This window comes from Streptomyces sp. NBC_01481, from assembly GCF_026339995.1.
GTDB lineage: Bacteria > Actinomycetota > Actinomycetes > Streptomycetales > Streptomycetaceae > Streptomyces.
In genome coordinates, this window is the sequence record NZ_JAPEPT010000002.1 from 92,320 (window position 1) to 116,172 (window position 23,853).

The window sequence follows — 23,853 nt, forward strand, 5'->3', positions numbered from 1 at the left end:
ATCCGGCCTGATCCAAACGACAGACCCTAGCCCGCGCGGTGGACCACCGCGTCGCAGAGCTCCTCCAGGGCAGCCTTCGCAAAGCACTCGGGCAGCGGGGCGAGCATCGCCCGTGCCTCCTCCGCGTACCGCACGGTGTCCCGCCTGGCCTGCTCCAGCGCGGGGTGGACACGCAGCCGCCGCAGCGCCTCGCCGTGCCGGACGTCGTCCGTCAGATCCCTGTCCAGCAGAGCGACGAGCTCCAGATCCTCTGGCCGTCCGTGCGCCTCGGCCTGCGCGCGCAGACGCAGCACCGGCAGCGTCGGGATGCCCTCGCGCAGATCCGTGCCGGGCGTCTTGCCCGACTCGTGCGAGTCGCTCGCGATGTCGAGTACGTCGTCGGCGAGCTGGAAGGCCACGCCGAGCCGCTCCCCGTACTGGGTGAGGATGTCCACGACACCCTCGTCGGCGCCGGACATCATCGCGCCGAACCGCCCGGAGACCGCGATCAGCGAGCCCGTCTTGCCGCCGATGACGTCAAGGTAGTGCTCGACCGGGTCGCGGCCGTCGCGCGGCCCCGCCGTCTCCAGGATCTGGCCGGTGACCAGCCGTTCGAAGGCCTCGGCCTGGATACGTACGGCCTCGGGGCCCAGATCGGCCAGTATGTGCGAGGCCCTCGCGAACAGGAAGTCGCCGGTCAGCACGGCCACGGAGTTGCCCCAGCGGGCGTTGGCGCTGTCCACGCCACGCCGCACATCGGCCTCGTCCATCACATCGTCGTGGTACAGCGTCGCGAGATGGGTGAGCTCGACGACCACGGCCGAGGGCACGACACCCGGCGCGTACGGATCACCGAACTGGGCCGCGAGCATCACCAGCAGCGGCCGGAAGCGCTTGCCCCCCGCCCGTACGAGATGCTGTGCGGCCTCCGTGATGAAGGGCACCTCGCTCTTGGTGGCATCGAGCAGACCCGCCTCGACAGCCGCCAATCCGGTCTGGACATCGGCCTCAAGAGCCTGGTCCCGCACGCTCAGCCCGAACGGCCCGACGACGGTCACGAGGGGATCTCCTGTCTGCTGACGGTCACACGGATTGTCGATGTGTCGCTGGATTCACTCAAGTCAGCGTATCCGGTCGCCTTTCGATCACCATGGGCGCCTTCCCGTCACCGCCGGTATGTTCGTGATCAGCTGGTACGACATCGAGTGACCCTTTCGCCAGGAAGCTCCCGCCATGCGCATCCGCACCGACTTTCCGTACGAGACCGCCCATGAGGACGTCCGTATCCCCCTCAAGGACGGCACACGGCTGTACGCGCGCATCTGGCGGCCGCTGACGGGCGAACCCGTTCCCGCCCTGCTCGAATATGTGCCCTACCGGCTGACCGACTGGACCGCGCCGCGCGACTACCAGCGCCACCCCTGGTACGCGGGCCACGGCTACGCCTCCGTACGGGTCGATGTGCGCGGACACGGCAACAGCGAGGGACTGCCCGGCGACGCGTACGACACCACCGAGGCCGCCGACGGGGTCGAGGTGATCAACTGGCTGGCCGGACAGCCCTGGTGCACGGGCCGGGTGGGGATGTTCGGGATCTCCTGGGGCGGCACCGACGCCCTGCGGATCGCCGCCCTCGCACCCGAGCCGCTGAAGGCCATCGTCACCGTCTGCTCCACGGACGACCGCTACGACAACGACGCGCACTACATGGGCGGTTCGGTCCTGGCCGGCGGGATGCCCGCCTGGGCCGCGACCCTGCTCGCCTTCACCGCCCGGCCGCCCGACCCGCTCCACGTCGGCGATGCCTGGCGCGAGCAGTGGCTGAACCGGCTGGAGGCCCTTTCCCCCTTCATCCACACCTGGCTCGCCCACCAGATCCGCGACGACTACTGGAAACAGAGCAGCATCCGCGAGAACTACGCCGCCCTCGACGCGGCGGTCCTGGCGGTCGGCGGCTGGCACGATCCGTACCGGGACACGGTGCTGCGCCTGGTCGAGCAGCTGCCACCGGACCGGGTACGCGGCCTGATCGGCCCGTGGCCGCACGAGTACCCCGACCGCGGCCGCCCGCCGGGACCCGCGATCGGTTTTCTCCAGGAGACGCTCCGCTGGTGGGACCACTGGCTGAAGGGCAGGGACTCCGGCGTCATGGCCGAGCCCCTGCTGCGCTCCTGGATCAGCGAGTCGCACCGGCCCGCGACCGTCTACTCCGAACTGCCCGGCCGCTGGGTCGGCGACCCCGCCTGGCCCTCGCCGCACATCACCTCCGTGCCGTACGCGCTGACGGGCGAGCCGGTCATCGTCGACTCGCCGCAGCACACCGGCCTGGAGGCCGGACGCTTCCTCCCCACCGGCAACGACGCCGATCTGCCGCCCGACCAGCGCGACGAGGACGCCCGCTCGGCCTGCTTCGAATTCCCGGTCACCGACGCGCCGGTCGAGATCCTGGGCCGCCCCCGGGTCACCCTGCGGCTGCGCCCGGACGTGCCCTACGGCCAGGCGATCGCCCGCCTCTGCGACGTCGCCCCGGACGGCTCCTCCACCCTTGTCACCCGCGGCGTACTGAGCCTCTCCGCCCGCCACGGCCGCGAACGCGCAAACGCCTGGCAGCCCGGCACGACCGAGGACGTGGCCTTCGAGCTGAACGGCATCGGCCACACCTTCCCCCCGGGCCACCGCATCCGGCTCGCCGTCTCCTCCGCGTACTGGCCCTGGATCTGGCCCCACAGTGGCTCCGCGGGTTTCACCCTCGACCCGGCGGGCTCCCGTCTGGAGCTCCCCGTACGCGATCCGGGCGCGGGCGCCGAGTACAAGATCGTCTTCGAGGAGCCGGAACAGTCCGAGCCGCTCGGCGTCAGCTCCCCCGTGACGCTCGACGAGCCGCGGCCCGGGCGGCTGGTGACCCGGGACGTCGCCAAGGGCGAATGGCGCGTCGAGACCGACCCGCGCCACGGCGCCACGCTCGTTCATCCGGACGGCCTCGAGTACACGGAGGACGCGCTGGAGACCTACACGATCCGCGAGCGCGACCCGCACTCCGCGCACACCCGCTCCACCTGGACGATCCGGCTGCACCGGCCCGAGCTGGCCTGGGACGTGCGGATCGAGACCCGCTCCGAAGTCGGCTGCGACGCTGCCGACTTCATCACCCGGGACGAGGTGGTCTGCCGGGACGGCCGCGAGATCGTCTTCCACCACACCTGGGAGCGGCGGATCCCCCGAATGGCCGGGTGACAGCGCAGGCCGGGCGGCCTGCCGCGGCGGGGGAACATCCACGTAACGTGGGACCCACACCCGTGGAAAGCGAGGCAAGCACCGATGCCCGAGCAGAGCCCGCTCGATCTGGCCGAGGGCGATCCCTTCGGCCCGCACAACCTGCCGTACGGCGTTTTCAGCACGGCCGACGAGCCCGGCCGCCGGCGGCTCGGCGTCCGCATCGGCGGCCATGTGCTCGACGCCGGGGCCGCGGCCCACACCCTCGGATCCCCCTATGCCGCGCTGCTGGCACAGCCGAGCCTCAATCCGCTGCTCGCCGCGGGCCGCACCGCCTGGCGCGATGTGCGCCGCGCGCTCACCGCCTGGGTCACGGTGCCCGCCCACCGCGCGGACATTGAGCCGCTGCTGCACCCGCTCGACTCGGTCACGCTGCATCTCCCGTACGAGGTCGCCGACTATGTCGACTTCTACGCGAGCGAGCACCACGCCACCAACGTCGGCAAGATCTTCCGGCCGGACGGGGACGCGCTGACCCCCAACTGGAAGCACCTGCCCATCGGTTACCACGGCCGGGCCGGCACCGTCGTCGTCTCCGGCACGGATGTGGTGCGCCCCTCCGGCCAGCGCAAGACGCCCGCGGACGCCGCCCCTGTCTTCGGCCCCTCGGTCAAGCTCGACATCGAGGCGGAGGTCGGCTTCCTCGTCGGCACCCCCACCGAGCTGGGCACTCCCATGCCGCTCGGGGACTTCCGCGAGCATGTCTTCGGGCTCTCGCTCCTCAACGACTGGTCGGCGCGCGACATCCAGGCCTGGGAGTACGTCCCGCTCGGCCCCTTCCTCGGCAAGTCCTTCGCGACATCCGTCTCGGCCTGGGTGACCCCCCTGGAGGCACTCGACGCGGCGCGGACCGCCCCGCCCGCCCGCGACTTCGATCTGCTGCCCTATCTCGACGACTCCGGCGAGGACGAGCCGGGCGGCTTCGATGTGCGCATCACGGTTGCGATCAACGGCCATGTGATCTCCGAGCCGCCGTTCGCCACGATGTACTGGACAGCCGCCCAGCAGCTGGCTCATATGACGGTCAACGGCGCGTCCCTGCGTACGGGCGACCTCTTCGGCTCCGGCACGGTCAGCGGCCCCGAGGTCCACATGCGCGGCTCGCTCCTCGAACTCACCTGGAACGGCCGGGACATCCTCGAACTCCCCGAAGGCAAGCGGACCTTCCTGGAAGACGGCGACGTGGTGACGATGACCGCGTGGGCGCCCGGCCCGGACGGCACCCGGGTGGGCCTCGGCGAAGTGACCGGCCGGATCGTCCCGAGCACCGGCTGATGAGCGAACTCACCCTGCCCGAGGAGCTGTTGCTGCTCGCCCTCGACCCGGCGACGGGCCGCCGGCACTGCAACAGGAGCTACCTCCAGTACGGGCTGGCCGGCGCGGCCCTCGCCGAACTGGAGCTCCAGGGCAGGGTCGCCGAGGCGCGCGGCCGGGTGACGGTGGTCAATCCGCTGCCGCCGCAGAACCCGCTCTCGGCGCAGATCCTGGCGAGCCTTCCGGCCCCGCGCGGGAGCCGGTTCGGCGACGGCGTCCATGCCCGGCGCTGGGTCAGGAGCACCGGGCGTCAGGTCGAGGATCTGTGCCTGCACCACCTGGTGGGGCGCGGTGCGCTGCGGGAGGAGACTCGCCGTTTCCTCGGCCTCTTCCCGTACCACCGCTACCCCGCGGCGACCGAGGACTGGTCGTCACCGGCTCGGGGGCGCTACACCCAGTCGGTGACGGCCGGCTTCCCGGACCGCCGCAGCAGGCTGCTGGCCGCCTTCACCACGGCGATCGGCCTTGCCCGGGTACTGCACCCGGACCGGACCTGGCGGGAGAGCGGCGCGCTGCGCATTCTCGTACGGGAGGAGTGGGCACCGTACGCGGTGCACCGCGCCGTCAAGCAGGACAAGCGGTCGAGCAGCATCAGCGTCGGGGACGGGGGCGGGTCCGACGGCGGAGGCGACGGCGGGGGCGGCGGAGGCGACTGACGTGCCCGGGGTGGCAGATCTTCCCCACTGATCGACATCATCGCAGGTCAGCGGGGTGTTTCAGCGGTCGCCGGTGGCGCAACACTCTGGCAACACCACAGGTGGGAAAGCCTCGGTATGGTCCACCGCATGCCAGCCGAACGAATCCGTGAGCACACCGTGCCGGTCGCCGCGGCGCGCCGGCGGCGGCTGCGCGCGGACCAGGCGCGGCAGCTCGCCGACCTGTTGCGCCACCAGATGCGTACGGGCGGCTTCCCCGGCGGCGTACTGCCACTGGAAGGCACCATCGGCGACGACTACCGCGTCTCCCGCAACACCGTCCGGCAGGCGCTGGATCTCCTTCGTACGGAGGGGCTCATCGAGCGGCAGCCCGGCGTCGGCACCGTCGTGGTGTCCGAGAAGTACCCGCACGGCCTGGACCGGCTGCAGGGTCTCGCCGAGACCCTGCGCGAACACGGCGACGTCACCAACGAAGTCCGTACGGTCGGTCCCGTCCCCGCGCCCGCACCCGTGGCCCGGCGACTCGGCATCACTGAGCACACCGACGTGCTCTACATCGAGCGGCTGCGCAGGCTGAACGGCCTGCCCCTCTCCCTCGACCTCACCTATATCCCCATGGACCTCGGCTCCGGGCTGCTCGGCTGCGACCTGGAGCACACCGATGTGTTCCGGCTGCTCGAAAGCCTCACCGGGCAGCAGTTGGGCAGGGCCGAGATCACCCTGGAAGCCGTCAACGCCGACGCGCACTCCGCCACCGTGCTCGAAGCCCCGCGCGGCGCCGCCGTGCTCATGCTCGAACGTCTCACGCATCTGTCCGACGGACGCCCCGTGGACCTGGAGTTCATCCGCTTCCGTGGCGACCGCATCACGATGAGCGGGCTGCTCCACCGCTCCGCCTGACCCTCACCCGCACCTCTTTCCGGGAGACAGCCATGCCTCTGGCACCCCAGCGCGCCGACGTGCCCGTGACCATCGACGAGTCGAAGTGCATCGACGGCTGCACCCTCTGCGTCGACATGTGCCCGCTCGACTCCCTCGCGATCAACCCGGACAGCGGCAAGGCCTATATGCACGTCGACGAGTGCTGGTACTGCGGCCCGTGCGCTGCCAGGTGTCCCACGGACGCGGTCACGGTCAACATGCCCTATCTGCTCCGGTGAACCCGGCAAGGTCGAGAGGTCCGAACTCCCATGACACGCAAGCCACTCGCGTTCCTCGCCGCCGCCCTGCTGCTGCCCCTCACCGGCTGCGGCGGCGACGCGAGCGCAGGCGACTCCGGCACGGTCACCGTCACCGTCGGTTATCAGTCCAAGACCATCAACACCGTCACGGCCGGGACGCTGCTGCGCTCGCTCGGCTACTTCGAACGGGAGCTCGCGGCCCGCGGCAAGCGCGAGGGCGTCATGTACAAGGTGAAGTGGCAGGACTACGCCACGGGCGCGCCGATCACCGCCCAGATGACCGCCGGGAAGGTCGACATCGGCTCGATGGGCGACTTCCCGCTGCTCATCAACGCCGCGCGCGGCAAGCAGCTGAACCGGCCGACGAAGCTCGTCTCCGTGACCGGCTACAACCTGCGCGGCGGCCTCAACACCATCGTCACCGCGCCCGGTTCGGAGCTCGCCTCGCTCAAGGACCTGCGCGGCCGGAAGGTCTCCACGAGCGTCGGATCGGCCGCCGACGGGACGCTCGTACGGGCGCTCCAACGGGCGGACATCGACCCGGAGAAGGACATCCGCAAGCTCAACCAGCAGCCCGCGGTGGGCGCGTCGGCGCTCCAGGCGGGCAGCACTGACGCGCTCTCGCAGTTCGTGGCCTGGCCGGGGCTGCTCGCCTTCCAGGGCCGGGCACAGGCGCTGTACGACGGGGCGGAGCTGAACCTTCCGACCTTCCACGGGGTCACTGTCCGTGAGGACTTCGCGAAGAAGCGGCCCGTCGTACTGGAGGACTTCCTGCGCGCGCAGGCCGCCGCGACGGACTACCTGAACAAGCAGCCGGTCGCGGCGGCGGAGTCGGTGGCCGAGGCGACCGGACTGCCGCCCGAGGTCGTCTACCTCTACAACGGCCCCAACGGCATCGCCACCTTCGGCCCGGCCCTGCGGGCGGAGCTGGTGGACGCGCTGAAGAAGGACGTGCCGGTGCTGAAGTCGGCCAAGCTGGTGGGCGACGTGAATGTGGACGCCTTCGTCGACGAGCAGTACGTGAAGCGGGCGTTGGGCGACGGCTATGCGAAGGCGCTCGCGGCGGCCCCGGAGGCTGCGAAGAGCGAGGTCTGGCTCAAGACCGGCTCGACGCGGTCCTTCGCCGCTCCGGCCGAGCTGCTGCGCCACATCACCGCGCAAAAGGGCCAGGTACGGGCCGCGTACGTCCCCGATGCCACGACCGGGACGCTCTGGTTCGCGGACAAGGCGGTATGGGTGGCGGACGGCGTGAAGCTGCTGCCCTTCGTGACCCGTTCGGGTGCGGCCGCGTACGTCTCGGGGCACGCGGGTGCTCGTACCGTCCCGTACGCCGAAGCCCTGAAGCGGGCGTCATGACCGCGCGGCGCCTCCTGCGTGTCCTCTCGCTCGCCGGGGCGCTCGGGCTGTGGCAGCTGCTGACCGCGCTCGACATCAATCTGTGGCTGCGCTTCGAGCAGTTCCCGACGGTCGTCGACGTGGCGCGGGAGTTCGGGGAACGGGTCGGCAGCGGCCCGTACTGGCAGGACCTCACCGACAGCCTCACCCGTATCGTCACCGGCTTCGCCCTGGCGGCGGTCGCAGGCGTGGCCGTCGGCACGGCCATCGCCCGCTCGCGCCTCGTGGCGGACCTGCTCGGCCCGGTTCTCGAAGTCCTGCGCCCCATCCCGGCGATCGCGCTGGTGCCAGTGGCGATCCTGCTCTTCCCCAGCAATGAACAGGGCATCGTCTTCATCACCTTCACCGCGGCGTTCTTCCCGGTCATGGTCTCCACCCGCCACGCGGTGCGCGCCCTGACCCCGGTCTGGGAAGAGGCAGTTCTCACGATGGGCGGGGGACGGTGGCGGGTCCTCGGTTCGGTGGTCCTGCCGGGAGCACTGCCGGGCATCCTCGGCGGACTGTCGGTCGGGATCGGCGTCTCGTGGATCTGCGTGATCTCGGCGGAGATGATCTCCGGGGAGTACGGGGTGGGTTACCGCACCTGGCAGGACTACACGGTGGTCGACTACCCCGGCGTGTTCGTGGGGATGGCGACGATCGGAGTCCTCGGCTGGCTGACGTCGACGGCGGTGGAACTGGCGGGTCGCCGGGTGACGCGGTGGCTCCCGCGGACGGAGCACGGGGGGTCGGTGGGCGCGGCGCGGGCGCGGGTACGGGCGCGCCCTGCGGGGCTTTCCCCCACCCCGCCCCTTCCCGTAACCGGGGGCGATCCCCCAGCCCCCCGTACGGCCTTCGGCCGTGTCCTCAATCGCCGGACGGGCTGAATACTCAGCCCCTCCGGCGTTTGAGGAGCGGGGTCTGGGGCGGAGCCCCAGTTCGGGAAAGGGCGGGTAGGGGAACAGGCCCGCGCAGCGGCCCCCGCCCGCCACCGCACCCCGATTCCCATCCGCCCCCAAGGAGGCGCAAACCGTGACCACCCGTTCCGAGACCCTCGCCCCCACCACGCAAACAGCACCCCGCGGCGCCCACCTCACCCTCTCCCGCGTAACCCTCGGCCGCCCCGGCGCCCCCGTCCTCGACAGCCTCGATCTCGACGTCGCCCCCGGCGAGATCCTGACCGTCGTCGGACCGTCGGGCTGCGGCAAGTCCACCCTCCTGCGCACCCTCGCCGGACTGCTCCCCGCACTCCACGGAGCCGTCGAGCAGGACGGCGCCCCCATCACCGCCCCCCGCGCCGAACGCGCCCTGGTCTTCCAGGACGACGCCCTGCTCCCCTGGCGCACCGTCCGCGCCAACGTCGAACTGCCCCTCGCCATCATGGGATCGAGCCGGACCGACCGCCGCCGCAAGGCCGAGCAGTGGCTGGACCGCGTCGGCCTCGCCGACCGCGCCGCCCACCTCCCCTACCGAATCTCCGGCGGCCAGCGCCAACGCGTCCAGCTCGCCCGCGCCCTCGCCGCCGAGCCCCGCGCCGTCCTGATGGACGAGCCGTTCGGCGCGCTCGACGCGCAGACGAGGGCCGGTATGCAGCAACTGCTCGTCGACGTGCTGCGCGGCACCGGCGCGACCGTCGTCTTCGTCACTCACGACGTGGACGAGGCGATCTTCCTGGGCGACCGGGTCGCCCTCCTCGGTACCGGCCGCGTCCTGGACGTACCGCGCCCGCGTGACCGGGAGGCCCACAACGATCCCGCGACCGTCGCCCTGCGCCGCGACGTACTCGAATCTCTCGGTACCAAGTGAAAGGCACGACCGTGCAGATCCCCGCTCTCACCGACGCCGAGGAACTGACCTGCGACGTCCTTGTCATCGGCGGCGGCACGGCCGGGACGATGGCCGCGCTCACAGCCGCCGAGCGCGGCGCGAACGTGCTCCTCCTGGAAAAGGCACACGTCCGCCACTCGGGCGCCCTCGCCATGGGCATGGACGGAGTCAACAACGCCGTCATCCCCGGCCGCGCCGAGCCCGACGACTATGTCGCGGAGATCACCCGCGCCAACGACGGCATCGTCGACCAGTCCACGGTCCGCCAGACGGCGACCCGCGGCTTCGGCATGGTGCAGCGCCTGGAGTCGTACGGCGTGAAGTTCGAGAAGGACGAACACGGTGAATACGCGGTCCGCCAGGTGCACCGCTCCGGCTCGTACGTCCTGCCCATGCCCGAGGGCAAGGACGTCAAGAAGGTCCTCTACCGTCAACTGCGCCGACGCGAGATGCGCGAACGCATCCGGATCGAGAACCGCGTCATGCCGGTCCGGGTCCTGACGGCGGACGGCCGGGCCGTGGGCGCGGCCGGTCTCAACACCCGCACCGGCGGGTTCGTCACGGTCCGCGCGGGCGCGGTCATCCTGGCCACCGGCGCCTGCGGCCGCCTCGGTCTGCCGGCCTCCGGCTATCTCTACGGCACGTACGAGAACCCCACCAACGCCGGTGACGGCTACGCCATGGCCTACCACGCCGGCGCCGAACTCACCGGCATCGAGTGCTTCCAGATCAACCCGCTGATCAAGGACTACAACGGCCCGGCCTGCGCATACGTCGCCAACCCCTTCGGCGGATACCAGGTCAACCGCCACGGCGAGCGCTTCGTCGACTCCGACTACTGGTCGGGCCAGATGATGTCGGAGTTCGCCGCCGAACTCGCCTCCGACCGCGGCCCGGTCTATCTCAAGCTCAGCCATCTCCCGGAAGAGTCCATCAGCGCGCTGGAGGGCATCCTGCACTCCACCGAACGCCCCACTCGCGGCACATTCCACGCGAACCGCGGCCACGACTACCGCACCCACGACGTCGAGATGCACATCTCGGAGATCGGCCTGTGCGGCGGACACTCGGCATCCGGCGTACGCGTCGACGACCACGCCCGCACCACCGTGCCCGGTCTGTACGCCGCAGGTGACCTGGCCTGCGTCCCGCACAACTACATGATCGGCGCGTTCGTCTTCGGCGACCTGGCGGGGGCCGATGCCTCGCAATTCACGGCGTACGAAGGCGAATTGCCCGCCGACCAGATCCGGGAAGCCCACGAGCTGATCTATCGCCCCCTGCGCAACCCGGACGGCCCGCCGCAGACCCAGGTCGAGTACAAACTCCGCCGCTTCGTGAACGACTACGTCGCGCCGCCCAAGTCCGGCGCCCGGCTCTCCCTCGCCGTGGAGCACTTCGAGCGGATGCGCGGCGAGATCGCCGAGATGGGCGCCGAGACCCCGCACGAGCTGATGCGCTGCGCCGAGGTGAGCTTCATCCGCGACTGCGCCGAGATGGCGGCGCGCTCCTCACTCGCCCGTACGGAATCCCGCTGGGGCCTGTACCACGAGCGTACGGACCACCCGCAGCGCGACGACGAGGACTGGCTGCACCACCTGGACCTGCGCAAATCCCCGTCCGCGGCAATGGAGTTCACGGCCCGCCCGGTCTCCCCCTATCTGGTGCCGGTCGAGGAGTTCAGTCCCACCGGCGGGCTGTCCCGCCACCTCGGGGAGGTCCACCCGGAGCAGGTCTCCACGGCCGGACAGCGCGATATCGCGCCGACCGGCTCCCGCATCGCCGCTCCCGTACGCGCCGAGACGCAGGTATCCGCCCACTCCCCCCGCATCCTCGAACTCCTCGCCCTTACCGAAGAGGAGCCCTCGCTGGCGGAGTTGAGCCCCTACCTGTCCGACGCCGACCCTGCAGTCCGGGCCGCCGCCGTCGCCACGCTCACCGAGACCACCCCGGACGGCACAGGCCCGGCACTCGCTGCCTCCCTGGTGGACGAGGACGCGGCGGTACGGGCGGGGGCAGCGGCCTCCCTCCAGGAGCTGGTGGAAGTCTTGCCGCCGACGGGCGAGTTGAGCGCTCTGCTGCTGGTGGCACTCGGCTGCGACGACCCCACGGTCCGCTCCACCGCGCTCGACGTCCTGCGCGCCCTGCGCCTGGGCGACGCCGTGGCCTACACCCGGACACTTGACGACCCGGACATCGAGGTCCGCATCGCGTCCGTACGCGCTCTGGTCTCGGTCGACGCGCTCGACGCCGTCGCCCGCGCGACGGCCGACCCGGCCCGCGAGGTCCGCGTCACGGTGGCCCGCAGCCTGACCGATCCGGGAGCGCTCGCCCCCCTGCTCCACGACCCGGACATCCTGGTCCGCGCGGCCGCACTCGCCACCCTGTCCACCACCGGCTGCCCCGCCCCGTACGACACCACGGCCGTCACCGCACTGACCGCCCCCGCCTGGCAGATCCGCGCGGGTGCAGCCTCGGCCCTGGGCGCGGCCGGCCCCGAACTCGCCGTCCCCGCCCTGACCAAGGCCCTCGCCGACCCGAACGCCGACGTCCGCAAGGCGGCGGTCCTGTCCCTGCTCCGCCACTCCACCACCCCGGAGGCCCGCGCGGCCCTGTCCACGGCGGTCCAGGACCCCGACGCGGACGTACGCGCCTACGCCGCCCGGGCAGCTACCCCGGCCTGAGCGGCGGCAGACCAGGCGGGAGCGCGTGATCATTCTGGTCGCGGACGCCCACGGTGACGCGGGGCGCGTCAACGGCACGTGATTCGTTCACACGTGCGTGGGGGCCTGATCAATTTCCCCCGGGTTGCACGGAACAGGTCCGCGAGACTCCCGTCCCATGGGAACACCGATGAGCGAAGGCCCTGGGGGTCCCGAAGCCCAACTGGCCCACCCCGCCCACGGGCGGCTGGACCGCCGACGACCTGGACAGGATTCCGAATCTTCCTCCACACACGGAGCTGATCGACGCGAGTCTCGTCTTCGCAGCTCCGCAAACGGTCTTTCATTCCCGTGCGGTGGGTTACTTCAGAGGCCAACTGGAATCGGCCGCACCCAAGGAACTGGAGGTCGCCGCGCGATTCACCATCGACATCGACCGCCAGAACAGGCCTGAGCCAGATGTGATCGTTGTGCACGGGGAGGTCATCGAAGACTGGAACCAGACCCGGTTCCCTGCCGAGTCCGTGGTCCTGGCCATCGAGGTCGTCTCCACCGACTCTGTGACCCGGGATCGCGAGACCAAGCCGCTGAAGTACGCGCGGGCCAAGATCCCGCACTACTGGCGAGTGGAAGACAACGAGGGTCAGGCCGTCATCTATGTCTTCGAGCTGGAGCCGACCACGGGCGCGTACACCAGCACCGGCATCTTCCATGACCGGATGAAGGTCTCCGTCCCCTTCCCCGTCGACCTCGACCTCACCCAGATCAAGCCCCGCCGAAACAGGGCGGCCGAAGAGTAGCCGGCCGGTCGCGCGCGAAGGCCCGGCACCTCACCGAGGTGCCGGGCCCGACGTCATCCGATGGCCTTGCAGCCGGACCAACTCGAGCCGACGCTACTGTTGATGATGTTGGTGGTACTGAGCGCGGCGGTGCTGTTCCCCGGGCCCCGGACAAGATGGATGGCGGTGCCAGGCATTGCGGAAGAGCCCAGGGCGTTCCATGATCACACCGCTCAGATTCTCGGTGGAGGCTACGGGTGAGTGAGCCATCGATTCAGATTCCTGTCGATAAACTTCGCGAAGCATTCGACGTTCTCTTGAATCATGTAGCACAGGGTTCAGGTCGATATGTAACAGTCCACAAAGACGCCTTCTGGTCGATCCCCGCGGCGATGGTGTATGACGTTTATTCGGAGCCACAGGAACTCACAATCGGGATGATTTCCGAATCGTGGAGAAATCTGGAGGCAATGACTGAGAACGATGCGCGTGTCGTGGGATACGGGCTGGTTTGGCTCGCTGAGGTTCTTCGCGCCGTTGGCGATGAGTCAGCCCCATAGCAGCGGCGCACCCTGTCGAACGAATGGGTGGGTTGGTGCGTGCCACCGTAGTGTCGGCGGTCGCATTCAAGTCCGGCCCCAAATCGTGCCGCGCGCATGGGGTCCGTCCACCTGTGGCGAGGTCCCGCTGTTTGTCCCCAGGGCGTTGTTCGCGGTGCAGCAGGGAATTCCGTCCACTCTTCGGAGACCCAGCGGCGGTCAGGGCTTGGACGTGTACGTCACGAAGGACGCCCACTGGGCTTCGGTGAAGGCAAGTTGGGGGCCCTGGGCGTTCTTGGAGTCGCGGATGTGGACCGTGCCGGGGGTGGCGGCGACCTCGACGCAGTCGTTGCCGTTACTGCTGTCGCTGTAGCTGCTCTTGAACCAGTCCAGCCCGGTGCCGTCCACAGCGAAGGGCTTGTTGGTCATGTGTCTCCCAGCGCTTTCTCGATGAAGGCCAGCGACTCCCTCGGGGTGAGAGCCTGGGCCCGGATGATCCCATAGCGCAGCTCAAGGATCCGGAGCTCCCTCGGATCGGTGATCGGACGGCTGGTGAGCTGGCCTTCGTCGTGGCCCACCGCCGAGCCGTCCTTGAACTTGAGCACCTGGATCCGACCGCCCATTCCGGCGTGTTCGTCACGGTCGGTCGGCATCACCTGGATCTCGACGTTCCGCAACTTTCCTACCTCCAACAGGCGTTCGAGCTGTTTGCGCAGGACCATTCTGCCTCCGATGGGACGGCGGAGGGTCACCTCTTCTTGGACGAATGTGAGCGCGGGCGCTGGGGACCGGTCAAAGATCGGCCGCCGGGCCATGCGCGCGGCGACCATGCGCTCCACCTCGTCCTCCGAGTACGCGGGCCGCCACGTTTCGATGAGTGCTCGCGCGTACTCCTCGGCCTGGAGGAGGCCGTGCAGGTTGTGGTTGCCGTACGCCCCGACCTCGACCGCCTGCGCCTCCAGCTTCGCCAGGTCGCGGACCTTCTTCGGGTACCGCGCCTCCGCGATGTCCCTCTTCATCGCGGCGATCTTTCCGCCCGCGCCCAGCACTTCGTCGGCCTTGTCCAGGAACTCCGGCCTGGGGATGCGCTTTCCGCCCTCCACCTTGTAGATCAGGTTCTCGCCGTACCCGATCGCCGCCCCGAACTCGGCCGGCCGCAGCCCCGCCGCCTCACGCCAGAGTTTGAGCTGGTGGCCGAGTGCCGCGACCACCGCCGCCGAGTCGTTCTCCGGATCGACCTCCCAGCCAGGCTCGTCCGCCCCCTCCGCCGCTTGCTCCGCGCGTTCCACGTCCACGCTGATCCGCGCCCACCTCCGAAAATGTCATGGTGGACAGCCTGTACAGGCCTGGACAGCCGTCAGACAGTCACCGTACGCATCGGCTTCATCACTATTCAGGCTACGCATGCCCGGCCACGCTGAGTTACGTGAATCCAGAAATCACCCAAGCCAGCACCACCGTCCGCCAGTTCAGCGTGCAGCTCTCCGCCACCCGCAGAGGTGCCCGTCTCGCCCGTCTGCTCGCTACCGAGCAACTCCGCTCCTGGGGGCTGCCGTTCGAGGCTGCAGCTCAGGTGGTCGCAGAGCTGGCTTCGAATGCCGCGCTGCACGGGCGCGTACAGGGACGCGACTTCTGCCTCGCCCTCACGGCCACCGAGCGCGCGCTCCGTATCTGCCCGTCAACCGGCAGCCCGGAGACAACGAATCCGGACGCGGACTCATCCTCGTCGACGCGCTCGCCGACCGCTGGGGCGTCACCCCCGGCCCGGCGCCCCGCAAGACCGTCTGGGCCGAGATTGGTCTTCTGCCCTGACCGGTCCTTGCAGGAACGCGGCGCGGCGGAGCGCTCACTACGCCGTACGCCCCATAAGAAGCGCTCGCCGCGGCGTCGTCGAAGACACCGCGGCGAGCGCTCAGAAGCAGGGCCGGGCTACCGCACGAACACTCCCGCCTGGCTCGCCAGGTCCAGGAAGTACTGCGGCGCCACGCCCAGGACCAGCGTCACCGCCACGCCCACGCCGATCGTCGTCATCGTCAGCGGCGACGGCACGGCGACCGTCGGGCCGCCCTCCTTCGGCTCGCTGAAGAACATCAGGACGATCACCCGGATGTAGAAGAACGCCGCGATCGCCGAGGAGATCACACCGACCACGACCAGCGCGCCCGCGCCGCCCTGTGCCGCCGCCGAGAAGACCGCGAACTTTCCGGTGAAGCCCGAGGTCAGCGGGATGCCCGCGAAGGCCAGCAGGAAGACCGCGAAGACTGCCGCGACAAGTGGTGAACGGCGGCCCAGGCCCGCCCACTTGGACAGGTGCGTCGCCTCGCCGCCCGCGTCCCGGACCAGGGTGACCACCGCGAACGCGCCGATCGTCACGAAGGAGTACGCCGCCAGGTAGAAGAGGACGGACGAGATGCCGTCGGGCGTCGCCGCGATGACACCGGCCAGGATGAAGCCCGCGTGCGCGATCGAGGAGTACGCCAGCAGCCGCTTGATGTCGGTCTGCGTGATCGCGACGATCGCGCCGCCCAGCATCGTGACGATCGCGATGGCCCACATGACCGGCCGCCAGTCCCAGCTCAGGCCGGGCAGGACGACGTACAGCAGGCGCAGCAGCGCACCGAACGCGGCGACCTTGGTGGCCGCCGCCATGAAGCCCGTGACCGGGGTCGGCGCGCCCTGGTAGACGTCCGGCGTCCACATGTGGAACGGCACCGCGCCGACCTTGAAGAGCAGGCCCATCAGGATCATCGCGCCGCCGATCAGCAGCAGCGCGTCGTTGCCCATGGTGTCGGCGAGCGCCGGGTCGATCGTGCGGACGGTGCCGTCGACGACGTCCGCGATCCTGGCGTACGAGACCGAGCCCGCGTAGCCGTACATCAGCGCGATGCCGAAGAGCAGGAAGGCGGAGGAGAAGGCCCCGAGCAGGAAGTACTTCACCGCCGCCTCCTGGGACAGCAGCCGCTTGCGGCGGGCGACGGCGCACAGGAGGTAGAGCGGGAGTGAGAAGACTTCCAGCGCAATGAACAGCATCAGCAGATCGTTGGCGGCCGGGAAGATCAGCATGCCGGTGATCGCGAAGAGCACCAGCGGGAAGACCTCGGTGGTGGTGAACCCGGCCTTGACCGCGGCCTTTTCGCTGTCGCTGCCGGGCACGGACGCGGCCTGCGCGGCGAAGGAGTCGATGCGGTTGCCGTGCGCCGCGGGGTCGAGCCGGCGTTCGGCGAAGGTGAAGACGGCGACCAGCGAGGCCAGCAGGATCGTGCCCTGCAGGAAGAGTGCCGGGCCGTCGACCGCGATGGCGCCCATCGCCGCGATGTGCGCCTTGGTGGTGCCGTATCCGCCGGCCGCGAGTGCCACGACCGCCGCGAAGGCGGCCGTGAGCGCGACGACGGTCAGGAACACCTGGGTGTAGTAGCGCGCCCTGCGCGGGACGAGGGCCTCGACCAGCACACCCACGACGGCGGCGCCGACCACGATCAGCGCGGGTGCCAGCTGGGCGTACTCGATGGTCGGGGAAGGGATCTTGTCGATCGGCTCGGCGGCCGTCATCCACAGGCTGTGGACAGCCATAGTGCTCACTTGGCCGCCTCCGCATTTTGAATAGGCACAGTGGGCTGGGGGTCCTTCTGCTGTACGTCGGACATCGTTTGCTCCACCGCCGGGTTGATGATGTCCGTCAGCGGCTTCGGGAAGACGCCGAGGAAGATCAGCAGCGCGATCAGCGGTGCGACCACCGCCAGTTCACGTGCCCTGAGGTCGGGCATCTTCGACACCTCGGCCTTCACCGGGCCCGTCATCGTCCGCTGGTACAGGACGAGGGTGTAGAGCGCGGCGAGCACGATGCCGAAGGTCGCGATGATTCCGGCCACCGGGTAGCGGCTGTACGTGCCGACCAGGACCAGGAACTCACTGACGAAGGGCGCGAGGCCGGGCAGTGAGAGTGTGGCCAGGCCGCCGATGAGGAAGGTGCCGGCGAGCACCGGGGCGACCTTCTGCACTCCGCCGTAGTCCGCGATGAGCCGCGAGCCGCGCCGGGAGATCAGGAATCCGGCCACCAGCATCAGCGCGGCGGTCGAAATTCCGTGGTTGACCATGTAGAGCGTCGCGCCCGACTGTCCCTGGGAGGTCATCGCGAAGATGCCCAGGATGATGAAGCCGAAGTGCGAGATCGAGGCGTAGGCGACCAGGCGCTTGATGTCGCGCTGGCCGACCGCGAGCAGCGCGCCGTAGACGATGCTGATCAGCGCCAGTACGAGGATCACGGGCGTGGCCCACTTGGATGCCTCCGGGAAGAGCTGGAGGCAGAAGCGCAGCATCGCGAAGGTGCCGACCTTGTCGACAACCGCGGTGATCAGCACGGCGACCGGGGCGGTTGCCTCACCCATGGCGTTGGGCAGCCACGTGTGCAGCGGCCACAGCGGTGCCTTGACCGCGAAGGCGAAGAAGAAGCCGAGGAACAGCAGCCGTTCGGTGCTGGTCGCCATGTCGAGCTGCCCACTGGCGCGGGCGTCGGCGATCTCCGTCAGGGAGAAGCTTCCCGCGACGACATAGAGCCCGATGACCGCGGCCAGCATGATCAGACCGCCGACGAGGTTGTAGAGCAGGAACTTCACGGCCGCGTACGAGCGTTGAGCCGCGGCGTTCTCGTCGGTGCCCGAGTGGGCCCGGTCCCCGAAGCCGCCGATGAGGAAGTACATCGGGATGAGCATGGCTTCGAAGAGGATGTAGAAGAGGAAGACGTCGGTGGCCTCGAAGGACAGGATCACCATCGCCTCGACCGCGAGGATCATGGCGAAGAAGCCCTGAGTCGGCCGCCAGCGCGAGGACTTGGTCTCCAGCGGGTCGGCGTCGTGCCAGCCCGCGAGGATCACAAAGGGGATCAGCAGGGCGGTCAGTGCCAGCATCGCGACCGCGATGCCGTCCACGCCCAGTTCGTACCGGACGCCGAAGTCCTTGATCCAGGCGTGGGATTCGGTCAGTTGATACCGGGCGCCGCCGGGCTCGAAGCGTACGAGCACGATCGCGGCCAGCACCAGTGTCGCGAGTGAGACGAGCAGCGCCAGCCACTTGGCGGCAGTTCGCCTCGCGGCCGGGACGGCGGCGGTGGCGATGGCGCCGAGCGCCGGAAGCGCCGCCGTCGCCGTCAGGAGTGGAAAGGACATCTCAGACCGCCCTCATCAGCAGGGTCGCGGCGATCAGGATCGCCGTACCGCCGAACATCGAGACCGCGTACGTGCGGGCGTAGCCGTTCTGCAGCTTGCGCAGCCGGCCGGAGAGCCCGCCGAAGGAGGCAGCCGTGCCGTTGACCACGCCGTCGACCAGGGTGTGGTCGACGTAGACCAGGGAGCGGGTGAGGTGCTCGCCGCCGCGCACCAGGACCACGTGGTTGAAGTCGTCCTGGAGGAGATCGCGGCGGGCGGCCCGGGTGAGCAGCGAGCCGCGCGGCGCGAGGACCGGCACCGGCCTGCGTCCGTACATCCCCCAGGCGATACCGGCGCCGATGACCAGGACCACCATGGTGGCTCCGGTAACGGTGGCCGCGCTGAGCGGGGAGTCTCCGTGGGATTCCCCGGTGACGGGCTCCAGCCAGTTCAGGAACCGGTCGCCGATGGTGAAGAACGCGCCGGCGAAGACCGAGCCGAAGGCGAGGGCGATCATGGGGATCGTCATCGACTTGGGAGACTCGTGCGGATGGGGCAGCTCTCCGGCGTGCACCTCGATGCCGGGCTCGATGCCGGGCGTCTTGTCCGGGTCGGGGGCGGGCTGCCAGCGCTTCTCGCCGAAGAAGGTCATCAGCATCACGCGGGTCATGTAGAACGCGGTGATGGCCGCGCCCAGCAGAGCCACGCCACCGAGGATCCAGCCCTCCGTGCCGCCCTTGGCGAAGGCCGCCTCGATGATCTTGTCCTTGGAGAAGAAGCCGGACAGCCCCGGGAAGCCGATGATGGCCAGATAGCCGAGGCCGAAGGTGACGAAGGTGATCGGCATGTACTTCCGCAGGCCGCCGTACTTGCGCATGTCGACCTCGTCGTTCATGCCGTGCATGACCGATCCGGCGCCGAGGAAGAGCCCGGCCTTGAAGAAGCCGTGCGTCACCAGGTGCATGATCGCCCAGACGTAGCCGATCGGGCCGAGGCCCGCCGCAAGGATCATGTAGCCGATCTGCGACATCGTCGAACCGGCCAGCGCCTTCTTGATGTCGTCCTTCGCGCAACCGACGATCGCACCGAAGAGGAGCGTGACTGCGCCGACGACCACGACCACCAACTGGGCGTCGGGTGCGCCATTGAAGATCGCTCCGGACCGGACGATGAGATACACGCCGGCGGTCACCATGGTCGCCGCGTGGATGAGGGCCGAGACCGGAGTCGGGCCTTCCATCGCGTCCCCGAGCCAGGACTGCAGCGGTACCTGGGCGGACTTGCCGCAGGCGGCCAGCAGCAGCATCAGCCCGATGGCCGTCAGCTTGCCCTCGCTCGTCTCACCGGTCGACGCCAGGACCGGCCCGAAGGCGAAGGTCCCGAAGGTGGTGAACATCAGCATGATCGCGATGGACAGGCCCATGTCGCCGACGCGGTTGACCAGGAAGGCCTTCTTCGCCGCCGTCGCCGCGCTGGGCTTGTGCTGCCAGAAGCCGATCAGGAGGTACGAGGCGAGGCCGACGCCCTCCCAGCCGACGTACAGCAGCAGGTAGTTGTCGGCGAGGACCAGCAGGAGCATCGCCGCGAGGAAGAGGTTCAGATAGCCGAAGAAGCGGCGGCGCCGCTCGTCGTGCTCCATGTACCCGATGGAGTACATGTGGATCAGCGAGCCGACCCCGGTGATCAGCAGGACGAACGTCATCGACAGCTGGTCCAGCTGGAAGGCGACGTCCGCCTGGAAGCTCTCGACGGGGATCCAGGTGTACAGCTTCACGTGCAGGGCGCGGTCGTCCGCGTCCTTGCCGAGCATGTTGACGAAGAGCACCACGCCCATCACGAAGGACGCGGCCGCGAACAGCGTGCCGATCAGCTGGCCGCTGCGGTCGAGCCGCCGCCCGCCGCACAGCAGGACCGCCGCTCCGAGCAAGGGCGCCGCGACGAGCAGCGCAATCAAGTTCTCCACGATTCAGCGACCCCTTACAGCTTCATCAGGCTGGCGTCGTCGACCGAGGCCGAGTGGCGAGAGCGGAACAGCGACACGATGATCGCGAGCCCGACCACGACCTCTGCGGCGGCGACGACCATCGTGAAGAAGGCGATGATCTGGCCGTCGAGATTGCCGTGCATCCGGGAGAAGGCGACGAACGCGAGGTTGCAGGCGTTGAGCATCAGCTCGACGCACATGAAGACGACGATCGCGTTCCGCCGGATCAGCACGCCGGCGGCGCCGATGGTGAACAGCAGCGCCGCGAGATACAGATAGTTGACGGGATTCACTTCGCGACCCCCTCTTCGTGTTCCTGCGAATCGTGGTCACGGCCGAGCCGCTCCTCCGCGTGCTGCTCCAGTGCCTTGAGGTCGTTGAGCGCATCGCTCGACACATCGCGGATCTGGCCGCGCTCCCGCAGCGTCTTGCTGACGGTGAGCTGGGAGGTGGTGCCGTCCGGCAGCAGGCCGGGGATGTCCACGGCGTTGTGCCGGGCGTAGACACCGGGTGCGGGCAGCGGGGGCAGTTGCCTGCCTTCCCGTACGCGCTGCTCGGCCAGCTCCCGCTGGGTCTTGGCCCGCTCGGTGCGCTCCCGGTGGGTGAGCACCATCGCGCCGACGGCCGCGGTGATCAGCAGCGCGCCGGTGATTTCGAAAGCGAACACGTACTTGGTGAACAGGAGGGCCGCGATGCCTTCGACATTGCCGCCGTACGCGCTGTTGGCCGCGCCCAGTCCGTTGAAGTTCTTCAGCGAGGCATTGGCGATACCGGCGATCAGCAGCACACCGAAGCCGAGACCGCAGGCCGCAGCGAGCCAGCGCTGGCCCTTCAGCGTCTCCTTGAGCGAGTCGGCGGCGGTGACGCCGACCAGCATGACGACGAAGAGGAACAGCATCATGATCGCGCCGGTGTAGACGATGATCTGGACGACTCCGAGGAAGTACGCCCCGTTGGCGAGATAGAAGACCGCCAGGATGATCATGGTCCCGGCGAGGCTGAGCGCGCTGTGCACGGCCCGCTTCATCAGGATTGTGCCGAGCGCGCCGAGCACGGCGATGGTGCCGAGCACCCAGAACTGGATGGCCTCACCTGTCGAAGTGACAGTGGCCGCGAGGGTGTTCATACGTCCACCCCCTCGGCCTTCTGGGCCTTCTCGTCCTTGGAGACGGCGGCCTGCTGGACCGTGCCGGGAGCGGCCTCGGTGACCAGGCCCCGGTAGTAGTCCTGCTCGTCCATGCCCGGGAAGATCGAGTGCGGGGAGTCGACCATGCCCTCCTCGAGACCGGCGAGCAGCTGCTCCTTCGTATAGATGAGGTTCTCGCGGGAGCTGTCGGCCAGTTCGAACTCATTGGTCATGGTCAGCGCCCGCGTCGGACAGGCCTCGATGCACAGCCCGCACAGAATGCAGCGTGCGTAGTTGATCTGGTAGACCCGGCCGTACCTCTCGCCCGGGGAGTAGCGCTCCTCGTCGGTGTTGTCCGCGCCCTCCACATAGATCGCGTCGGCCGGGCAGGCCCAGGCACACAGCTCGCAGCCGATGCACTTCTCGAGCCCGTCCGGATGACGGTTCAGCTGGTGCCGGCCGTGGAAGCGCGGCGCCGTGACCTTCTGCTGCTCCGGGTACTGCTCGGTCAGCCGCTTCTTGAACATGGCCTTGAAGGTCACGCCGAAGCCGGCAACCGGATTCTGGAACTTGTCCTCGGATCCCTCAGACATCGTCAGCCTCCTTTCCGTCACTGGAACCGTCACCCTGAGTATCGGGGCCACCACTGACAATCAACTCGCGCTCTCGGCGCGGCCGCCTGCGCGGCACGGGCGGCAACTCCTGTCCCGGCAGCGGCGGTACGGGGAATCCGCCCGCCATCGGATCGAAGGCGGGAGGCTCGCCCTTGGCGGCTTCGGCCTCCTGCTCCTTCCTGCCGCGGAACATGTCGGCGACGAAGGACAGCAGCAGCACCGCGATGACCGCGCCTCCGACGTACAGCACGATCTGCTGGAAGTCGTAGTTCTCGTTCCGCAGCGCCCGTACGGTCGCGACCAGCATCAGCCAGACCACCGACACCGGGATGAGGACCTTCCAGCCGAGCTTCATCAGCTGGTCGTAACGGACGCGCGGCAGGGTGCCGCGCAGCCAGATGAAGAAGAAGAGCAGCAGCTGGACCTTGATGACGAACCAGAGCATCGGCCACCAGCCGTGGTTCGCGCCCTCCCAGAAGGTGGAAATGGGGTACGGAGCCCGCCAGCCGCCGAGGAAGAGCGTGACCGAGACCGCGGAGACGGTGACCATGTTGACGTACTCGGCCAGCATGAACATCGCGAACTTGATCGAGCTGTACTCGGTGTTGAAGCCGCCGACGAGGTCGCCCTCGGACTCCGGCATGTCGAAGGGGGCGCGGTTGGTCTCGCCCACCATCGTGACGACGTAAATGATGAAGGAGACCGGCAGCAGGATGATGTACCAGCGGTCCGCCTGCGCCTCGACGATCGCCGAGGTCGACATCGACCCGGAGTAGAGGAAGACCGAGGCGAATGCCGCGCCCATGGCGATCTCGTACGAGATCATCTGCGCGCAGGAGCGGAGTCCGCCGAGCAGCGGGTAGGTCGAGCCCGACGACCAGCCCGCCAGCACGATGCCGTAGATGCCGACGGAGGCGACCGCCAGGATGTAGAGCATCGCGATCGGCAAGTCGGTGAGCTGCATCGCGGTGCGCTGCCCGAAGATCGAGACCTCGTTGTTGGAGGGCCCGAAGGGGATCACGGCGATCGCCATGAAGGCCGGGATCGCGGCGACGATCGGCGCGAGCACATAGACGACCTTGTCCGCGCGCTTGACGATCAGGTCTTCCTTGAGCATCAGCTTGATGCCGTCGGCGAGCGACTGGAGCATGCCCCAGGGGCCGTGCCGGTTGGGTCCGATGCGCAACTGCATCCAGGCGACGACCTTGCGCTCCCACACGATGGAGAAGAGCACGGTGATCATCAGGAAGGCGAAGCAGAACACGGCCTTGATGGCGACGAGCCACCAGGGGTCGGTCCCGAACATCGAGAGATCCTCAGCGGCGAGGACGCTCCGCTGCGCTTCGGCGACTTGAGCGAGGGCGGTCATGCGCGCACCTCCGGTGCGGGGGTGGCCGGTGCTG

The 23,853-nt window shown here is 69.1% G+C and carries 20 protein-coding genes and 1 pseudogene; 11 read left to right on the forward strand and 10 right to left on the reverse strand.

Annotation, left to right across the window (positions count from 1 at the left end):
* Nucleotides 1-26 precede the first annotated feature (26 nt).
* The gene (locus OOK40_RS10860; protein WP_266479313.1) at nucleotides 27-1,037 is read right to left on the reverse strand and encodes a polyprenyl synthetase family protein; all 1,011 of its coding nucleotides are present in this window, start codon (nucleotides 1,035-1,037) and stop codon (nucleotides 27-29) included.
* Nucleotides 1,038-1,212: 175 nt separating this feature from the next.
* Here OOK40_RS10860 and OOK40_RS10865 point away from each other — a divergent pair, with 175 nt between their 5' ends.
* From OOK40_RS10865 to OOK40_RS10910, 10 genes are all read left to right on the forward strand, one after another.
* Nucleotides 1,213-3,213, forward strand: coding sequence for a CocE/NonD family hydrolase (locus OOK40_RS10865; RefSeq protein WP_266479315.1), 2,001 nt, complete (start codon nucleotides 1,213-1,215; stop codon nucleotides 3,211-3,213).
* A gap of 84 nt (nucleotides 3,214-3,297) precedes the next feature.
* Nucleotides 3,298-4,527, forward strand: coding sequence for a fumarylacetoacetase (gene fahA / locus OOK40_RS10870; protein ID WP_266479317.1), 1,230 nt, complete (start codon nucleotides 3,298-3,300; stop codon nucleotides 4,525-4,527).
* Complete coding sequence (locus OOK40_RS10875) at nucleotides 4,527-5,222, forward strand: GPP34 family phosphoprotein (RefSeq protein ID WP_266479319.1); 696 nt, start codon at nucleotides 4,527-4,529, stop codon at nucleotides 5,220-5,222. Before fahA ends, OOK40_RS10875 begins: the two co-directional genes overlap by 1 nt.
* 129 nt (nucleotides 5,223-5,351) lie before the next feature.
* Nucleotides 5,352-6,122, forward strand: a complete 771-nt coding sequence (locus OOK40_RS10880; protein WP_266479322.1) for a GntR family transcriptional regulator — start codon at nucleotides 5,352-5,354, stop codon at nucleotides 6,120-6,122.
* A 32-nt stretch (nucleotides 6,123-6,154) separates the two neighbouring features.
* On the forward strand, nucleotides 6,155-6,382 hold the full coding sequence (locus tag OOK40_RS10885) for a ferredoxin family protein (RefSeq protein ID WP_266479325.1): 228 nt from the start codon (nucleotides 6,155-6,157) through the stop codon (nucleotides 6,380-6,382).
* Between the two features lie 30 nt (nucleotides 6,383-6,412).
* Entirely contained in the window at nucleotides 6,413-7,759 is a 1,347-nt protein-coding gene (locus tag OOK40_RS10890) for an ABC transporter substrate-binding protein (RefSeq protein ID WP_266479327.1), read from the forward strand.
* Nucleotides 7,756-8,664 carry an ABC transporter permease gene (locus OOK40_RS10895; protein WP_266479330.1) on the forward strand — a complete coding sequence of 303 codons (909 nt, stop codon included), beginning with the start codon at nucleotides 7,756-7,758 and terminating at the stop codon, nucleotides 8,662-8,664. Before OOK40_RS10890 ends, OOK40_RS10895 begins: the two co-directional genes overlap by 4 nt.
* 145 nt (nucleotides 8,665-8,809) lie before the next feature.
* On the forward strand, nucleotides 8,810-9,583 hold the full coding sequence (locus OOK40_RS10900) for an ABC transporter ATP-binding protein (RefSeq protein WP_266479332.1): 774 nt from the start codon (nucleotides 8,810-8,812) through the stop codon (nucleotides 9,581-9,583).
* Between the two features lie 11 nt (nucleotides 9,584-9,594).
* Nucleotides 9,595-12,288, forward strand: a complete 2,694-nt coding sequence (locus OOK40_RS10905; RefSeq protein ID WP_323136050.1) for a fumarate reductase/succinate dehydrogenase flavoprotein subunit — start codon at nucleotides 9,595-9,597, stop codon at nucleotides 12,286-12,288.
* Nucleotides 12,289-12,470: 182 nt separating this feature from the next.
* Nucleotides 12,471-13,067 (forward strand): Uma2 family endonuclease, encoded by a 597-nt coding sequence (locus OOK40_RS10910; RefSeq protein WP_266481585.1) that lies wholly within the window; start codon nucleotides 12,471-12,473, stop codon nucleotides 13,065-13,067.
* Nucleotides 13,068-13,804: 737 nt separating this feature from the next.
* On the opposite strand, the gene OOK40_RS10915 is transcribed toward OOK40_RS10910, so the two are convergent.
* Nucleotides 13,805-14,014, reverse strand: a complete 210-nt coding sequence (locus OOK40_RS10915) for a DUF397 domain-containing protein (protein WP_266479335.1) — start codon at nucleotides 14,012-14,014, stop codon at nucleotides 13,805-13,807.
* On the reverse strand, nucleotides 14,011-14,886 hold the full coding sequence (locus tag OOK40_RS10920) for a helix-turn-helix transcriptional regulator (protein ID WP_266481587.1): 876 nt from the start codon (nucleotides 14,884-14,886) through the stop codon (nucleotides 14,011-14,013). Before OOK40_RS10920 ends, OOK40_RS10915 begins: the two co-directional genes overlap by 4 nt.
* A gap of 125 nt (nucleotides 14,887-15,011) precedes the next feature.
* On the opposite strand from OOK40_RS10920, the pseudogene OOK40_RS10925 reads away from it, so the two are divergent.
* Nucleotides 15,012-15,397, forward strand: a pseudogene (locus OOK40_RS10925) (ATP-binding protein).
* 117 nt (nucleotides 15,398-15,514) lie between these two features.
* Here the strand turns inward: OOK40_RS10925 and nuoN are convergent.
* From nuoN to nuoH, 7 genes are read right to left on the reverse strand one after another with little or no spacing between them, the layout of a single operon-like run.
* Nucleotides 15,515-17,164, reverse strand: coding sequence for an NADH-quinone oxidoreductase subunit NuoN (gene nuoN / locus OOK40_RS10930; RefSeq protein ID WP_266479337.1), 1,650 nt, complete (start codon nucleotides 17,162-17,164; stop codon nucleotides 15,515-15,517).
* Nucleotides 17,161-18,747: an NADH-quinone oxidoreductase subunit M gene (locus OOK40_RS10935; RefSeq protein ID WP_266479339.1), complete on the reverse strand. Its 1,587-nt coding sequence runs from the start codon at nucleotides 18,745-18,747 to the stop codon at nucleotides 17,161-17,163. The genes nuoN and OOK40_RS10935 overlap by 4 nt, the downstream gene beginning before the upstream one ends.
* A gap of 1 nt (nucleotide 18,748) precedes the next feature.
* Complete coding sequence (nuoL, locus tag OOK40_RS10940) at nucleotides 18,749-20,689, reverse strand: NADH-quinone oxidoreductase subunit L (RefSeq protein WP_266479341.1); 1,941 nt, start codon at nucleotides 20,687-20,689, stop codon at nucleotides 18,749-18,751.
* Between the two features lie 14 nt (nucleotides 20,690-20,703).
* Nucleotides 20,704-21,003: an NADH-quinone oxidoreductase subunit NuoK gene (gene nuoK / locus OOK40_RS10945; protein WP_069927518.1), complete on the reverse strand. Its 300-nt coding sequence runs from the start codon at nucleotides 21,001-21,003 to the stop codon at nucleotides 20,704-20,706.
* The gene (locus tag OOK40_RS10950; RefSeq protein WP_266479346.1) at nucleotides 21,000-21,836 is read right to left on the reverse strand and encodes an NADH-quinone oxidoreductase subunit J; all 837 of its coding nucleotides are present in this window, start codon (nucleotides 21,834-21,836) and stop codon (nucleotides 21,000-21,002) included. The genes nuoK and OOK40_RS10950 overlap by 4 nt, the downstream gene beginning before the upstream one ends.
* Nucleotides 21,833-22,429 carry an NADH-quinone oxidoreductase subunit NuoI gene (nuoI, locus tag OOK40_RS10955; RefSeq protein ID WP_266479349.1) on the reverse strand — a complete coding sequence of 199 codons (597 nt, stop codon included), beginning with the start codon at nucleotides 22,427-22,429 and terminating at the stop codon, nucleotides 21,833-21,835. The genes OOK40_RS10950 and nuoI overlap by 4 nt, the downstream gene beginning before the upstream one ends.
* The gene (gene nuoH, locus OOK40_RS10960) at nucleotides 22,422-23,819 is read right to left on the reverse strand and encodes an NADH-quinone oxidoreductase subunit NuoH (RefSeq protein WP_266479351.1); all 1,398 of its coding nucleotides are present in this window, start codon (nucleotides 23,817-23,819) and stop codon (nucleotides 22,422-22,424) included. Before nuoH ends, nuoI begins: the two co-directional genes overlap by 8 nt.
* Between the last annotated feature and the right edge of the window lie 34 nt (nucleotides 23,820-23,853).